This window comes from Faecalimonas umbilicata, assembly GCF_042846195.1.
GTDB classification, from domain to species: domain Bacteria; phylum Bacillota; class Clostridia; order Lachnospirales; family Lachnospiraceae; genus Faecalimonas; species Faecalimonas umbilicata.
The window spans coordinates 1484672-1500954 of sequence record NZ_AP031411.1; the positions used below are offsets into that span (position 1 = coordinate 1484672).

Sequence of the window (16283 nt, forward strand, 5' to 3'; positions counted from 1 at the left end):
GATTTCTAAAAATATAATTAAAAAAAATAAATAAAAACTAGGTTGAAATTTTATTAAAAACAATAAAATTTACTACATCGAAAACGAAATCTTATAAAAAGCATTGCAAATCTATATAAAAAAGGTAAAATTATTAATAAGTACTGCCAAATTTTGAGAGAATGAAAGGAATTTATTATGAAACAGAATTACGAAACAACAGTAAAGAGTATTCAGAATCCAGACGGACCAAAACTTTGCTGGTCTGAACAGTCTGGCATGAAACTAATTGAAAAAGATGGATTATATTTCAAGGATCTTGCAGGGACAGGAGAGTTATATCCCTATGAGGATTGGAGACTTCCGGCAGAGCAAAGAGCAAGTGATCTGGCATCTCGCATGTCCGTAGAACAGATTGCAGGTCTGATGCTTTATAGCAGACATCAATTTATCCCTGGAGTTTCTATGCCGTATTTCGGAGAAGTGACTTATAATGGGAAATCTATTCAGGAAAGCGGGCTTCCGGTGTCGGCAATCTCAGATCAGCAGAAGACTTTTCTCAGAGAAGACTTTATTCGTCATCTTTTGATCATTTCGGTTCAGTCTGCGGCAGATGCTGCAAAGTGGAATAATAATATCCAGTCGTTGGCAGAAGAATTGCCTTGGGGAATTCCAGTTGCAATCAGCTCGGATCCAAGGCATGGAACAACGGTCACATTTGAGTTTGATGCCGGAGCCGGAGGAGATATTTCACATTGGCCGGAACCACTGGGACTTGCTGCGACTTTTGAACCGGAGTTGATGGAGAAATTTGGAAAGATAGCATCCAAAGAGTACCGGGGACTTGGAATTACGACGGCATTATCTCCTCAGATCGATCTCTGCACGGAACCTCGCTGGAAACGATTTGCTGGAAGCATCGGAGAGAGTTCCAAGCTTGGAGCGGATCTCGCGCGGGCGTACTGTGATGGCTTCCAGACATCAGAAGGAGACAGCGAGATCACGGATGGATGGGGATATGAAAGTGTGAATACTATGGTAAAACACTGGCCAGGCGGAGGCGCGGTAGAAGGCGGAAGGGATGCTCATTTTGGTTCCGGAAAATATTCTGTGTATCCAGGTGATAATTTTGAAGAGCATCTGCTTCCATTTACAGAAGGCGCTTTTAAACTCCATGGCAAAACAGGAAAGGCAAGTTCGGTCATGCCATATTATACAGCGGTATACGGAAAAGCAGGTAATTATGAGAATGCAGGATCTGGTTACAGCAAATATCTAATTACAGATCTTCTAAGAAACACCTATCATTATGATGAAGTGGTATGTACAGACTGGTCTATCACAGAAGATGCATCTACACTGGAAAATCTGTACGGAGGAAAATGCTGGGGAGCAGAAAAACTGACGAGAGGAGAGAGGTGCTATCGTATTTTGATGGCGGGTGTCGATCAGTTTGGCGGATTAAATGAAAAAGAACCAGTTCTTGATGCATACCGTATCGGTGTAAAAGAACATGGCGAAACCTTTATGAGAAAACGTTTGGAACAGTCTGCTGTCCGACTTCTGAAAAATATATTCCGTGTGGGACTGTTTGAGAATCCATATTTAGACCCGGAAGTATCCGCAAGAACAGTTGGTTGTGCAGCGTATATGGAAGAAGGATTTGCCGCACAGAAAAAATCAATTGTCATGTTGAAAAACAAAGAAAATGTACTTCCGTTGCAAAAGAAAATGAAAGTCTATGTCCCGAAAATCCACTGGCCGGAAAGTGTAGACTGGATGTGCCAGAAAATGGAGGAGCACTGGGACCGTCCAATTTCCAAAGAACTGCTGGAGAAGTATTTCACAGTGACGGATCATCCAGAAGAGGCGGATGCAGCAATTTGTATCATTCGTCAGCCTGATGGCGCTGCATTTGGACTTGCAGGTGGATATGATGTCAGTGATAAAGAAGCCGGCGGAAATGGGTATCTTCCAATCAGCCTGCAATATCGCCCATACACTGCCGTTTACGCGCGGGAACATAGCATTGCCCAAGATCCAAATGATGAGTTCCCGGATAGAACTTACCGTGGAAAGACCGTAACAGTCAATAACGAAGATGATTTGGACCTTGTTTTACATACAAGAGAGCTCATGGGTGAAAAACCGGTGATCGTTTGTGTGAATATGCTTGGTCCAATGGTAGTAAAGGAGTTTGAAGCGGCGGCAGATGCGATCGTTGCGATGTTTGGTGATCTGTCAAATGCACTGCTGGAGGTGCTCAGTGGTAACTTTGAACCGGAAGGACTCCTTCCAATGCAACTTCCGGCAGATATGCGCACCGTGGAAGAACAGCAGGAAGATGTTCCGTTTGATATGGAATGCCACAGAGATACCGAGGGGCATATCTATGATTTTGGTTATGGAATGAACTGGCAGGGAGTCATTGCAGATGAGCGTGTCAGAACGTATGGACATCATTTGCCGAAAGAAAACTAGCTAGGAGACGTTGAAGACTGGCAGCTTTTTCTTGAAAAAGGGAAAAAATTCGATTATAATATAAGTTCATATGAAGCGGGCAGATACTGTGAGATCTCTTTTGGCAGAATGCATACAGTTTCTGTCCGCTATTTAGCAGAGAAAGGAAAAGATTATGAGAGAACAGAATCGAAATAAGAATCAAGAAATTGAAGAAATTCTTGAACAAATGGATTTGAGTCAGCCGGCACCGGAAACAGAGCCGATGCGTCAATATTGGTTTATGAAGAAAGCACGCGAACTGGTGAAAGAACAGTCTGAAAAACTGGGTCGTCCCCTGACAGCGTGCACGACAACATTTGGCTGCCAGATGAATGCGCGGGATTCCGAAAAACTTCTTGGAGTATTAGAGCAAATCGGATACCAGGAAGAAACAAACGAGGAGGAAGCGGATTTTGTCATCTACAATACATGCACTGTGCGGGAAAACGCTAACATGCGCGTATATGGAAGACTTGGACAGTTAAATCGAGTGAAAAAACAAAAGCCGCATATGTTGATCGGGCTTTGTGGCTGCATGATGCAAGAACCGGAAGTCGTGGAGAAGATCAAAAAAAGCTACCGGTTTGTGGACCTGATTTTCGGAACACATAATATTTATAAATTTGCAGAGTTGATCGTGACACGGCTGGAATCACAGCGCATGGTCATTGACATTTGGAAAGATACAGACAAGATTGTGGAAGATCTCCCGAGTGAGCGGAAATTTTCCTTCAAATCCGGTGTCAATATTATGTTTGGCTGTAACAACTTCTGTAGCTACTGTATCGTGCCGTATGTGCGTGGCCGTGAACGCAGCAGAAATCCGGAAGATATCATCCGTGAGATCCAAGGGCTCGTGGCAGATGGCGTCGTAGAAGTGATGCTGCTTGGTCAGAATGTAAATTCTTACGGAAAGACACTGGAACATCCGATGACCTTTGCACAGCTTCTTACCGAAATTGAGAAGATCGAGGGATTGGAACGAATTCGTTTTATGACATCTCATCCAAAGGATCTCTCTGACGAATTGATTGAAGTGATGAAACATTCTAAGAAAATCTGCAAACACCTTCATCTGCCGGTGCAGTCAGGAAGTACAGAGATCTTAAAGAAGATGAATAGACGCTACACAAAAGAACAGTATCTGGAACTTGTGCGTAAGATCAAAGAAGCTGTGCCGGATATTTCGCTGACAACGGATATTATTGTTGGATTTCCGGGAGAGACAGAAGAAGATTTCCTGGAGACAATGGATGTTGTAAAGAAGGTTCGCTATGACAGTGCATTTACATTTATCTACTCTAAGCGGACAGGAACACCTGCGGCAGCGATGGAAAATCAAGTTCCGGAAGATGTTGTCAAAGACCGTTTTGACAGATTGCTAAAAGAAGTGCAGAGCATCTCGGCGGAAGTATGCAGTGTGCATGAAGGAACGACACAGTCTGTTCTTGTAGAGGCAGTCAATGACCATGATCCTGCGCTTGTTACTGGAAGACTCAGCAACAATATCCTTGTACATTTTCCGGGAGAAAAAGAGTTGATTGGGAAAATTGTGTCGGTGCGACTGGATGCATGTAAAGGATTTTATTATATTGGAACCCGTGTATAGTGGGTTCCTTTTGTGATGTCATAATTTTCAGATTTTTGCCCACAATAAAAAGGAGAATTTGTGTGACAGGAGAGAGACGATTGAAAAAAGTAAGTGAATATTTGTTTTTGTGGGCGCTTGGCGGTACGATTTATTATGAATTTGAAATGATCTTCAGGGGTTTTTCTCACTGGTCCATGTTTGTGCTGGGAGGAATCTGCCTCTGTTTCATTGCATGGCAAGGGAAAATGGTTCACTGGAGAGATCCTCTTTGGCGCCAGACGGTTCGCTGCGTGATCTTTGTGGCAGCAGGAGAATTTTTCACCGGGATCATTGTAAATAAATGGCTCAGACTCAATGTATGGGATTATAGCGATCAGCCGATGCAGCTGTTTGGTCAGGTCTGTGTTCCTTTTCTGATTATTTTTTCGGGGCTTTGCGTTATCGGAATATTTCTGAGCAGTTTCCTTCTGCATATTCTGTATGGGGAAGAAAAACCATCGTTCCATATTTTGTAGGTGCAATTTTCTGCTGTTTTAAATGGGAAGGCATTGCTGAAAATTTGTATTCAGAATCATAGAGAGATAGCAGCAAACAAAGAACACTTTATTTTTTCATTGAAAACATGTTGATAGGAGGGATAAAAAATGATTCTGTCAGGAAAGGAAATTTTAAAACACATAGGGAAAGAGATCCAGATTGAGCCGTTTGATGAGAATAGATTAAATCCTAACAGTTATAATCTGTCATTGGCAAATGAACTGCTTGTCTATGAAGATGAGGTTTTGGATATGAAAAAGGATCATGCCGTCAGAAAGATAGTAATTCCCGAGGAGGGTCTTCTGTTAGAACCACATAAACTATATCTTGGACGGACGAATGAATTTACAAAAACAGAAGGGTTTGTGCCAATGCTAGAGGGTCGCTCCTCTACGGGACGTCTCGGGCTTTTTATCCATGTGACAGCAGGATTTGGAGATGTTGGTTTTGCAGGCTACTGGACATTAGAAATTTTTTGTGTACAGCCGATCCGGATTTATCCGAATGTAGAAGTCTGTCAAATCTATTACCACGATATTCATGGAGAGTATGACTGTTATCAGAGTGGAAAATATCAGAATAACAAAGGAATCCAGTCCAGTATGCTGTACAAGGATTTTTTAAAATAGGAATCAGTAACATAAAAGACACAAAGAATGAGGATACATTTGGGAGGAAAAAGATGCATCAGATTTTTGTATATGGAACACTTTTAAAGGGGATGTACAATTATGAGATTTACTGCAGCGCAGAGGACTCATACCGTCAAAAAGCCTATGTAGATGGGCTTCTTTATAGTCTGAAAGGAAGAAGATATCCGGCGCTGATCGAGGGGAAAGAAAGAATTGCCGGAGAGCTACACGAAGTATCTGAACAGACATTAAAGAAGATTGATGAGTTGGAAAGCTATTTTGGGGAAGGACACCCGGAGAATGAATATGATAAAAAGTTTGTAATGGCATATGCAGAAGACGGAAGCGAAATCGGAGAGGGTCCAGTCTATTTTTACAACATTAGAAATGAGAAAAACAGAGCACTGTTAGATCAGAGAATCACATGTAACGATTATCGGAAATATGTGGAGTAGCAGAACTATGAAATTGGAGAAGAAATACTACATATTTACTGCTAGTTTGACCATATTATCCATTTTGATGGCAATAGCAAATACAGCACAGCCGTTGATTGTGGAACAATTTATTAATCAGTTAGGCAAATCTGAGCAGAACGTATTATTTTGGGCTGCAATTTATTTCCTGTCGATCCTTGTTATTCTGACAGTGGAAATGATACGAAAGCTTGGGGAAGCGAAATATGTTGCAAGCCTGAAAGACTGGTTCCGGGTAAAAGTCAGCAATGGAATCCTGAATAGAACCGCACAGCAATTTGCTGAGTCTACACCGCAGGAATATATTTCCCTGATGAACAACGAAGTACCGGCGGTGGTAGAGAAGTATTATGTGAAAATCGTAAATTTGATTTTTCAGGTATTGTCAATTTTGTTTACCTGTACGGTATTGATAAAGATTTATTTCCCACTGGCAGCAATTTCGGCAGGGGCGAGTATTCTGATTGCGGTGACGCCATTCTTCTTTGAAAAGAAGATGCAGCAAAAGACAGACAAGAAGTTTGAAAGTCTGGCACAATTTAATGTGAAATTCTCAGACGTTGTTTTTGGACATAGTGAAATCCGTATCCAGCAGATAAAAAAAGCGATTGGAAATATTGTGAATCTGGCATCCCATAAAAGCGAAAAAAGTGAGTTTGCTTATGAAAAGGTTCAGGCGTATTCTGAAATTGTGATGGGGTTTATTTCGTTTATGGGGACATTTCTGATCATCACACTTGGAGGCTATCAGGTGCATGAGGGGAAGCTAAACGTAGGGAGTCTATTCGCGGCGATTCAGTTATCAGATCAGCTTATCATGCCAATCCTCGGAATTTCCACATCACTTAACTCCATTATTTCTACACGGAAAGTAAAGGCAAAATTATTTACATACGCAAGCGTAGAGGAGAAGAAATCCAGCGCTGATTTGGGCGAACTGCAAAGCATTTCCATTGAACATATGACATTGAATTTTGGAGATAGATATATTTTCAAAAATTATACAAAGTGTTTTGAGAAGAATAAAAAATATTTGATCATCGGTCAAAACGGAAGTGGAAAGAGTACGCTGATCCATGCCATTGTAAATAGCCTAGACACAAAGGCTGCAACTTTGACTGGAACGATCCGCATGAATGGGAAAAAACAGGAGGATGTTTCCGATGAAGACTTATTTAGAAATCTTACCATTGTATCACAGGTTCCATATATGTTTTCGGGAACAGTGAAAGATAACATCACACTATTTGGAAAAGAGGATGTAAAAAACCTCAGCAATTACTCAATGTTGGTCGATGACAGTTTTTGGAAATTAATTGATGATGACAGAGATATTTCAAATGAAAGTACGCATATTTCTGACGGTGAGCGCGAAAAGATTGCCCTGTTACGTGCGCTTATGCGGCAAAATAGCTGGCTCATTCTAGATGAGGCAACAGCAGCGCTGGATAAAAAGAGTAAACAGATATTTGAGAAGTATATTTTAGATAGGGACGATATGACCGTTCTTCATATCTCGCATAATTTCCAGGAAGAGGATGCAAAAATGTATGATGAGATTATCGTTATCGGAGAATAGTTTCCTTTTCAAAAGAGGTTATGCTTTTTATCATGAAAAATGGAACCTTTGTACTTATTTTATTTTTGGGGAGGATCATAGATGTCAACAGGGATAATGATTATTGGGCCATCAGGAAGTGGAAAAACTACATTGGGCAGATTTGTCGCCGCTCAGCTAGGCTACCCTTACTTTGATGTGGACGATTATATTTGGAGAAAAGATACTAAAGAACCATATACTGTTATGTATAGTCATGAAGAAAAGATTAGCAGATTGAGCAATGATATTTTGCCCTATGAATATTTTGTGATGGCTGGTTCGATGAGTTCTTTCCATTATGCATTTGATGACAAGTTTGAGATGATGGTTTTTCTTTATGTCGAACCTGACATTCGTGTACAGCGAGTACATAACCGCGCATTGGAATGTTTTGGAAGAAGAATACTTGAAGGCGGCGACTTGTATGAAAATCATATGCGATTTTTAGAAAGTAATCGCCGCTATGAGAAGGATGGTTCTCCAAATCTGCATGAGCAGAGAAAATGGATGGACGAAATGTCTTGCCTGAAGTTGGAATTGGACGGGACAGATAGTCTTGAAAATAATGCAAACATCATTATTGAAAAATGGAAAGGATTAGGAAGATAAAGTGGATTTCAGAGGCTTTATCAAGAATCGGTTTTATCTTGAATAACAGTTAAAAATTTGATAAGATGATAACCGTACATAATTAGTATCCTTGTTTCCTGTAGAAATGATATTAAGAGACAAGGAGGACAATTATATCGGTAAAAATAAAAAAAGGAAAAGCATAGGACGTGGAATGAGTCGACGCTGGTTAACGTCTAGAAATGCTTAAAAATAAGGAAAAATGATTGATACTAAGTGTTTAACACCAATGATGCAGCAGTATATGGAGACGAAGAAACAATATTCTGACTGTATTTTATTTTACAGACTTGGTGACTTTTATGAAATGTTTTTTGACGATGCCATTACGGCATCCAAGGAACTGGAAATTACACTGACCGGAAAAAATTGTGGATTAGAGGAGCGTGCGCCGATGTGCGGTGTTCCGTATCACTCTGTGGATAGTTATCTGAACCGGCTTGTGGAAAAGGGCTATAAGGTTGCAATCTGTGAACAAGTGGAAGATCCGCAACAGGCGAAGGGCATTGTTAAGCGAGAAGTTGTGCGTGTTGTAACTGCAGGCACTAATATGAATGCGCAGGCACTCGATGAGACAAAGAATAATTATATCATGTGTATTGTATATATCGCCGATCGATATGGACTGGCGGTGGCAGATGTGTCTACCGGGGATTATTTTGTGACAGAACTTGACAGTGGACGGAAGCTTTTGGATGAGATTCATAAATTTTCACCTTCTGAGATTATTTGCAATGAATCCTTCTATATGAGCGGACTTGATCTGGACGATTTAAGACATCGTCTTGGAATGATGATCTATTCGATCGATACGCATTTCTTTGATGATGAAATGTGTGCACGTATTTTAAAAGAACATTTTCATGCAGCTTCGCTGGAAGGCATGGGACTTGGAGATTATAACTGTGGTGTGATCGCAGCAGGAGCTCTTTTGAAATATCTCTATGAGACTCAGAAGACATCGCTTTCTCATATCACACATATTACAGGATATGCGACAGGGAGATATATGTTATTGGACAGCTCTTCCCGAAGAAACCTGGAATTGTGTGAGACGTTGCGTGAAAAACAAAAAAGAGGCTCTCTTTTATGGGTGCTGGATAAGACGAAAACGGCTATGGGCGCCAGAATGCTTAGAAGTTATATTGAACAGCCGCTGATTGACCGGCATGAGATTGAACAGAGGCTGGAGGCGGTAGAAGAATTAAAAGACAAAGCGATTTCTCGTGAGGAGATCCGGGAATATTTATCTCCGGTCTATGATCTGGAACGTCTGATCAGCCGTGTGACATATCAGTCTGCGAATCCAAGAGATTTGATTTCTTTCCGCAATTCTCTGGAAATGTTGCCGCATATCAAATACATTTTAACAGAAATGCACGAAGAACTTTTACAGCAGATTTGTGAAGAATTGGATACGCTGGAAGATCTTTATCAGCTTTTGAATGAATCCATCATGGAAGAACCCCCGCTTGCGATGAAAGAAGGCGGTATTATCAAAGATGGATATGATGCGGATGTGGATATGCTACGACAGGCAAAAACAGAAGGAAAGAACTGGCTTGCACAGCTGGAAGAGGAAGAGCGAGAGAAAACTGGCATTCGGAATTTGAAAGTGAAATATAACAAAGTATTTGGATACTATTTGGAAGTCACAAACGCTTACAAAGAACTGGTACCAGATTATTATACGAGAAAGCAGACACTTGCCAATGCGGAGCGTTTCATCACTCCAAGATTAAAAGAGTTGGAAGATACAATCCTCGGTGCAGAAGATAAGCTGTATGCGCTTGAATATACTCTGTATTGTAAAGTGCGCGACCGAATTGCATCTGAAGTGCTTCGTGTCCAGAAAACAGCGAAGGCCGTCGCAAAAATTGATGTATTTACGTCTCTTGCGCTTGTGGCAGAGCGGAACAATTATGTCCGACCGAAGATCAACGAGAAAGGACTGATTGACATCAAGGGCGGCAGACACCCGGTTGTGGAGAAAATGACACCGGACAATATGTTTATCGCAAATGATACACTGCTGGATGATAAGAAAAATCGTGTTTCCATCATCACTGGTCCGAATATGGCAGGAAAATCTACATATATGCGCCAGTCTGCGCTGATTGTTTTGATGGCACAGATCGGGTCATTTGTTCCGGCAGATAGTGCCAATATCGGAATCTGTGATCGTATTTTTACGAGAGTCGGCGCATCAGATGACCTTGCGTCCGGACAGAGTACTTTTATGGTTGAAATGACCGAAGTTGCAAATATTCTTCGAAATGCCACAAGCAGCAGCCTGTTGATCTTAGATGAAATCGGACGGGGAACGAGTACGTTTGACGGATTGAGCATCGCATGGGCAGTTGTAGAACATATCAGTAATAAAAAACTACTTGGAGCTAAAACCTTGTTTGCGACACATTACCATGAACTGACGGAACTGGAAGGAAAGCTTGACAGCGTGAACAATTATTGTATTGCAGTCAAAGAGCAGGGAGATGATATTGTCTTCTTGAGAAAGATTGTAAAAGGTGGTGCGGATAAGAGTTATGGGATCCAGGTTGCAAAACTTGCGGGGGTACCAGAATCCGTCATTGTACGTGCAAAAGAAATTGTCGGAGAATTAAGTGAGGCAGATATTACGACAAAGGTGCGTGAGATTTCTGCGCAAGGAAGCGAGACGAAAGCTCGCCAGAAAAAATATGATGAAGTAGATCTGGCACAAATCTCATTGTTTGATACGGTCAAGGATGACGATGTATTAGAAGAACTAAAAGAAATTGATGTGTCGAATCTGACGCCGATGGATGCTTTAAATACCATTTACCGGTTGCAGAATAAATTGAAGAACCGGTGGAAATAGTCGGAGAAAGGAGCAGATATGCCAAATATTCAAGTCTTAGATCAGGTTACGATCGATAAGATTGCGGCGGGAGAGGTGATCGAACGCCCGGCATCGATTGTAAAAGAACTGGTGGAAAATGCAATTGATGCGAAAGCCACTGCCATTACCGTGGAGATCAAAGACGGCGGAATCTCGCTGATCCGCATTGCAGACAATGGATGTGGAATTCCAAAAGAAGAAGTTCCGCTTGCTTTTTTAAGGCATTCGACAAGTAAAATACGCTCTGTGGAGGACTTGACTGGAATTGCTTCCCTTGGTTTTCGCGGAGAAGCGCTTTCGAGCATTGCGGCGATCGCGCAAGTGGAGCTTCGTACAAAGGTGAAGGAGGCAGATGCGGGCATACAGTACCGAATTGAAGGCGGATCAGAAAAATCACTGGAAGAAATCGGAATGCCAGATGGAACGACTTTTTTTGTCCGTCAGATTTTTTTCAACACGCCGGCACGGCGGAAGTTTCTGAAAACTCCGATGACAGAAGCAAGCCATGTCAGTGAATTGATCACGCGATTGGCGCTGTCTCATCCGGAAATCTCGTTTCAATTTCTTACAAACGGACAGCCGAAACTTCACACATCCGGAAACGGCAGGCTGAAGGATGTTATTTACCATATTTATGGAAGGGATATTACCGGAAACCTGCTCGAAATCAATGCAAAGGCAAACGGAGTTGCAATCCGGGGATATATTGGAAAACCTCTGATTTCCAGAGGAAACAGAAATTATGAAAATTACTATATCAACGGAAGATATGTAAAGAGCAGCATAGTTGCAAAAGCAATCGAAGATGCCTATAAGGGGTTTACGATGCAGCATAAGTATCCGTTTACTGTGTTACACTTCACGATAGACGGAACAGATCTGGATGTAAATGTCCATCCAACAAAAATGGAAGTCCGTTTTAGCAAACAACAGGAAGTGTATAATTTTATTTACAATACACTGAAGGATGCTTTGAGCGAAAAAGAATTGATTCCACGGGTGGAATTATCGGTGGCGGAACCGGTTTCCCAAAAGAGTACGTTCTTAGAAAAAGCGGTCTCGCCATCTGTTCCAAACGTTTTACCACATAAAAAAAATGAAAAAGTTTTTGTGGAGAAACTTCCGCAGGAAGCGCGGTATGCAGAAGCTCCTTCTGAAGAGAAAAATCTAGATTATTTTATGAAGAAGATGCGGGAACGTGTCACTGCCTATCACAATCAGAGTTCTCAGGCAGAAGTGAAAGACCGAGGAGGGCTTTATAGAAATCAATTATCCACTGATAGGATCAAAGAGGCTGCGGCATACCGGGCAGAACAAAAAAAGCAGTTCGGACAGTCTGAAAAAGTGCAGGAAAAAATATATAGAAAAGAAGATAAAAGGGAAAACCTACAAGAAACGCCACAAGAAATCGCACGGTTGCAAACACCGAAAGAGGCGGAAAAGGATACACAACTAAATTTTTTTGATCAAAAGCTATTGTCAAAAGAAGCAAAACAGGAATATACTTTAGTAGGACAAGTGTTTGAAACATATTGGATTGTAGAATACCGAGATCAGATGTATATTATCGATCAACATGCCGCTCATGAACGTGTGCTGTATGAGCGGACTTTGAAACGGATGAAGGAGAAGCAGTTCACTTCGCAGCGGATCAGTCCGCCAATCGTTCTGAATCTGTCGATGCAGGAGGAACAGCTTTTATCAGAGCATATGGAAAATTTTACAAAGATTGGATTTGAGATCGAGCCTTTTGGAGGGGATTCCTATGCAGTCCGCGCAGTTCCAGACAATCTGTTCAGTATTGCAAAAAAAGATCTGCTGATTGAAATGTTAGACAGTCTGTCAGACAGTATTTCTACAAATCTTGCACCGGATATTGTTCTCGAGAAAATTGCTTCGATGTCATGCAAGGCTGCGGTAAAAGGGAACTCCAGGCTTTCTGGCAGAGAAGTGGATGCGCTGATCGGAGAGCTTTTAGAACTGGACAACCCATATCATTGTCCACATGGAAGACCAACGATCATTGCGATGACAAAACGCGAGCTGGAGAAAAAATTTAAAAGAATCGTATAGCATCTTATTTTGTAAAAATATTATAGTATAGGAAACAGGGGAAGGACAAATGATAAACTTTATAATCAGTGAAAATTTTTATTCTTTATTTGCAGGAATCGGTCTTATGGCAGCATTTTTGATGACTTGTGTCTGCATTACCAAATTTAACTATTTACTTCCAAAAGATGCCGGCAGAGATTTTGCCCATGATGGAAAGCTTTCTGCAGGAAAACCAAGAGGAGCCGGGATCATTTTTATTCTTGTATTTGCGGCAGCGGCACTACTGTTCTCGGAACTTTCTGTCGAGATCGTCATTTACATTGTGCTTGTCATTGCGGAGATGCTGACTGGCTATCTGGATGACGCCTCAGAAAAGCCGTGGAATGAGTATAAGAAAGGGTTACTCGATCTTTTGGTTGCTGTAGTGCTTTCGCTTACCTTTATGCACTACAATTCCAGCACGATTGAATTTGCAATTCCAGGAATCTCTGTGACAATTCCTCCGGTTGTATTTTGTCTGCTCTCGATCGTTTTGATCTGGGTGTCTATCAACGTGACAAACTGCTCTGATGGAGTAGACGGCCTTTCTGCTACGTTGACGATCATCACGTTAATCACACTTTATATTGTAAAAGGGATGAAAGGGACAACAGACAACTTCTCTTATTTGATCTTGCTGTTTGTAATCTGTTTGCTTGGGTATCTGTGGTACAATGCTGCTCCGAGCCATCTGATGATGGGGGATGCAGGATCCCGAGCGATGGGAATTTTTATTGCAATCGCAGCGTTAAAGACAGAAAGTCCATTTTTATATATTTTCGCTGCATTCGTGCTGATTGCAGATGGAGGAATCGGGATTGTCAAAGTAGCATTGCTTCGTTTCTTGAAGATCAAGATCTTAACAAATGTTCGGACTCCCCTACATGATCATGTGCGAAAAGTGTGGGACTGGTCGAACACACAGACTGTTTTCCGGTTTGGAATCATTCAAATCGTAATTTCTGTGGCAACAATTTACATGCTTATGTTGTAATCAACAGGAGTAGATTATGAGGTGGCTATGATAGATACAGAAAAAAAACCATTGATCATATTGACCGGTCCGACTGCTGTCGGAAAAACGAAGGCATCGATCGGACTGGCAAAAGCAATCGGCGGAGAAATTATCTCCGCTGATTCTATGCAGGTTTACCGACATATGGATATCGGTTCTGCAAAAATTACAAAAGAAGAGATGGCAGATGTTCCACATTATCTGATTGACGTTCTGGAACCGGAAGAGGAATTTCATGTGGTACGGTTTCAACAGATGGCAAAGGCGGCAATGGCAGATATTTATTCCAGAGGCAAAATACCAATTATTGTCGGTGGAACCGGATTTTACATCCAGGCACTTTTATATGACATTGATTTCACTGAAAATGAAGGAGACAGTGTATATCGAGAGAAGCTGGAGGCACTTGCAAAGGAAAAAGGAGCCGCATATCTCCATGGACAACTTGCCATGGTCGACCCGAAATCAGCAGAAGAAATCCATGCGAATAATATAAAGCGCGTGATCCGTGCACTGGAATTTTATCACCAGACAGGACAGAAGATTTCCGAACACAATGAGCGGGAAAGACAAAAAGAGTCTCCTTATCAGTTCTGTTACTTTGTTTTAAATGACCGACGAGAATGTCTATATGAACGGATTGACCAACGGGTGGATCAGATGATCCGAAACGGTCTTGTTCAGGAAGTACAGACGTTAAAAGAGAGAGGCTGTACAAAACAGATGGTCTCGATGCAGGGGCTTGGATATAAAGAAATCTTTTCGTATCTGGAGGGGGACTGTTCTCTTGAGGAGGCTGTCTATATTATTAAGCGGGATACAAGACACTTCGCAAAAAGACAGCTGACTTGGTTTAAGAGAGAGCGTGATGTAATCTGGGTTCAGAAAGATGAGTTGAATTATGATGACAAAAAATTATTACAAAGTTTGCTAGAAAGTATCAAAGAAAGGATGAATCTTCCATGTTAGAAGAAAAACAGACAGTGGCTGCTATTTATGAGACACTGGGGATTTCCAGAGAAGTCTATGCATTTGGCAGTGAAATTGAAAAAACATTACAGGAGCGGTTTGAAGAAATTGATCAGACAGCAGAATATAATCAGTTGAAAGTGGTACAGGCGATGCAGGAATGCAGAGTCAGTGAAGGGTGCTTTAATTATGTAAGTGGATATGGATACAATGATCAGGGAAGGGATACGCTGGAGGAAGTCTATGCACATACATTCCATACAGAAGCTGCGCTTGTCCGTCCGCAGATTACTTGTGGAACGCATGCGCTTGCATTGACTTTAAGTGCAAATTTGAGACCAGGAGATGAATTGCTTTCCCCTGTCGGGAAACCATATGATACGCTGGAAGAAGTAATTGGAATCCGTCCATCCAAAGGTTCTCTTGCGGAATACGGAGTTACATACCGCCAGGTAGATCTGCTCTCAGATGGAACCTTTGATTATCCGGCAATCAAAGCTGCAATCAATGAGAAGACAAAACTGGTCACCATTCAGCGCTCCAAAGGGTATCAGACCCGCCCGAGTTTTTCAGTAAAACAGATCGGAGAGCTGATCGCATTTGTCAAGGGGATCAAACCAGATGTAATCTGTATGGTAGATAACTGTTATGGAGAGTTTGTGGAGCGGATGGAACCAAGTGATGTCGGCGCGGATCTGATGGTAGGATCTCTGATTAAAAATCCAGGAGGCGGACTTGCTCCGATCGGCGGATATGTTGTCGGAAAGCAGGAATATATTGATCAGTGTGCGTACCGCCTAACTTCTCCGGGACTTGGGAAAGAAGTAGGAGCTTCCCTTGGGGTGATGAAAGACTTTTATCAAGGATTTTTCCTTGCACCAACAGTTGTAAAAGGTGCTTTAAAGGGAGCTGTGTTTGCTGCCAATATTTATGAAAAACTTGGATTTTCAGTTGTTCCAAACGGAAGTGAGAGCAGACATGATATTATACAAGCTGTGACTCTTGGGACACCGGAAGGTGTGATCGCATTTTGTCAGGGAATTCAGGCAGCTGCCCCTGTAGACAGTTATGTCACACCTGAGCCATGGGCAATGCCTGGATATGACAGTGATGTGATCATGGCTGCCGGCGCTTTTGTGCAGGGATCTTCTATTGAATTGAGTGCTGACGGTCCGATCAAGCCACCATATGCAGTTTATTTCCAAGGGGGGCTTACATGGGAACATGCAAAATTTGGAATTTTAATGTCGCTTCAGAAAATGGTAGACAAAGGTCTTGTTACACTATAAGAAGCATATAAGGAAAAGAAAATCTGTCTCACAATCTGGAGAAACATCTGATTTCATAAAGAATTTAGGCAGATCTGGGGAGAGGATA

At 41.7% G+C, this 16283-nt stretch carries 12 protein-coding genes; all 12 read left to right on the forward strand.

What is annotated here, in order from left to right:
• Positions 1–177 precede the first annotated feature (177 nt).
• The 12 genes from ACGG81_RS07055 to ACGG81_RS07110 all read left to right on the forward strand — a co-directional run bounded on the left by ACGG81_RS07055 (position 178) and on the right by ACGG81_RS07110 (position 16195).
• Positions 178–2460, forward strand: coding sequence for a glycoside hydrolase family 3 N-terminal domain-containing protein (locus tag ACGG81_RS07055; protein ID WP_390107542.1), 2283 nt, complete (start codon positions 178–180; stop codon positions 2458–2460).
• 154 nt (positions 2461–2614) lie between these two features.
• Entirely contained in the window at positions 2615–4090 is a 1476-nt protein-coding gene (gene miaB / locus ACGG81_RS07060; RefSeq protein WP_009261801.1) for a tRNA (N6-isopentenyl adenosine(37)-C2)-methylthiotransferase MiaB, read from the forward strand.
• Between the two features lie 80 nt (positions 4091–4170).
• Positions 4171–4587 (forward strand): putative ABC transporter permease, encoded by a 417-nt coding sequence (locus tag ACGG81_RS07065; RefSeq protein ID WP_409338801.1) that lies wholly within the window; start codon positions 4171–4173, stop codon positions 4585–4587.
• 129 nt (positions 4588–4716) lie between these two features.
• The gene (gene dcd / locus ACGG81_RS07070) at positions 4717–5238 is read left to right on the forward strand and encodes a dCTP deaminase (protein ID WP_009261803.1); all 522 of its coding nucleotides are present in this window, start codon (positions 4717–4719) and stop codon (positions 5236–5238) included.
• Between the two features lie 53 nt (positions 5239–5291).
• Positions 5292–5696 carry a gamma-glutamylcyclotransferase gene (locus tag ACGG81_RS07075; RefSeq protein ID WP_390107546.1) on the forward strand — a complete coding sequence of 135 codons (405 nt, stop codon included), beginning with the start codon at positions 5292–5294 and terminating at the stop codon, positions 5694–5696.
• Positions 5697–5703: 7 nt separating this feature from the next.
• Positions 5704–7296 (forward strand): ATP-binding cassette domain-containing protein, encoded by a 1593-nt coding sequence (locus ACGG81_RS07080; protein ID WP_390107549.1) that lies wholly within the window; start codon positions 5704–5706, stop codon positions 7294–7296.
• A gap of 81 nt (positions 7297–7377) precedes the next feature.
• A complete protein-coding gene (locus ACGG81_RS07085) occupies positions 7378–7926 on the forward strand; it encodes an AAA family ATPase (protein ID WP_270456992.1) in 549 nt (182 codons plus the stop codon).
• 223 nt (positions 7927–8149) lie between these two features.
• Complete coding sequence (gene mutS / locus ACGG81_RS07090) at positions 8150–10807, forward strand: DNA mismatch repair protein MutS (RefSeq protein WP_390107552.1); 2658 nt, start codon at positions 8150–8152, stop codon at positions 10805–10807.
• Between the two features lie 18 nt (positions 10808–10825).
• Complete coding sequence (gene mutL, locus ACGG81_RS07095) at positions 10826–12901, forward strand: DNA mismatch repair endonuclease MutL (protein ID WP_390107555.1); 2076 nt, start codon at positions 10826–10828, stop codon at positions 12899–12901.
• A 49-nt stretch (positions 12902–12950) separates the two neighbouring features.
• Positions 12951–13916 carry a phospho-N-acetylmuramoyl-pentapeptide-transferase gene (locus ACGG81_RS07100; RefSeq protein ID WP_009261844.1) on the forward strand — a complete coding sequence of 322 codons (966 nt, stop codon included), beginning with the start codon at positions 12951–12953 and terminating at the stop codon, positions 13914–13916.
• A gap of 27 nt (positions 13917–13943) precedes the next feature.
• A complete protein-coding gene (miaA, locus tag ACGG81_RS07105; protein WP_009261845.1) occupies positions 13944–14906 on the forward strand; it encodes a tRNA (adenosine(37)-N6)-dimethylallyltransferase MiaA in 963 nt (320 codons plus the stop codon).
• On the forward strand, positions 14900–16195 hold the full coding sequence (locus tag ACGG81_RS07110; protein WP_008975736.1) for an aminotransferase class I/II-fold pyridoxal phosphate-dependent enzyme: 1296 nt from the start codon (positions 14900–14902) through the stop codon (positions 16193–16195). Before miaA ends, ACGG81_RS07110 begins: the two co-directional genes overlap by 7 nt.
• Positions 16196–16283: the final 88 nt, after the last annotated feature.

Coding starts and splice junctions, on each gene's coding strand:
- ACGG81_RS07055 (WP_390107542.1), top strand. CDS start 178: ATGAAACAGAATTACGAAACAACAGTAAAGAGTATTCAGAATCCAGAC.
- ACGG81_RS07085 (WP_270456992.1), top strand. CDS start 7,378: ATGTCAACAGGGATAATGATTATTGGGCCATCAGGAAGTGGAAAAACT.
- ACGG81_RS07080 (WP_390107549.1), top strand. CDS start 5,704: ATGAAATTGGAGAAGAAATACTACATATTTACTGCTAGTTTGACCATA.
- mutS (WP_390107552.1), top strand. CDS start 8,150: ATGATTGATACTAAGTGTTTAACACCAATGATGCAGCAGTATATGGAG.
- dcd (WP_009261803.1), top strand. CDS start 4,717: ATGATTCTGTCAGGAAAGGAAATTTTAAAACACATAGGGAAAGAGATC.
- ACGG81_RS07100 (WP_009261844.1), top strand. CDS start 12,951: ATGATAAACTTTATAATCAGTGAAAATTTTTATTCTTTATTTGCAGGA.
- miaA (WP_009261845.1), top strand. CDS start 13,944: ATGATAGATACAGAAAAAAAACCATTGATCATATTGACCGGTCCGACT.
- ACGG81_RS07075 (WP_390107546.1), top strand. CDS start 5,292: ATGCATCAGATTTTTGTATATGGAACACTTTTAAAGGGGATGTACAAT.
- mutL (WP_390107555.1), top strand. CDS start 10,826: ATGCCAAATATTCAAGTCTTAGATCAGGTTACGATCGATAAGATTGCG.
- ACGG81_RS07110 (WP_008975736.1), top strand. CDS start 14,900: ATGTTAGAAGAAAAACAGACAGTGGCTGCTATTTATGAGACACTGGGG.
- miaB (WP_009261801.1), top strand. CDS start 2,615: ATGAGAGAACAGAATCGAAATAAGAATCAAGAAATTGAAGAAATTCTT.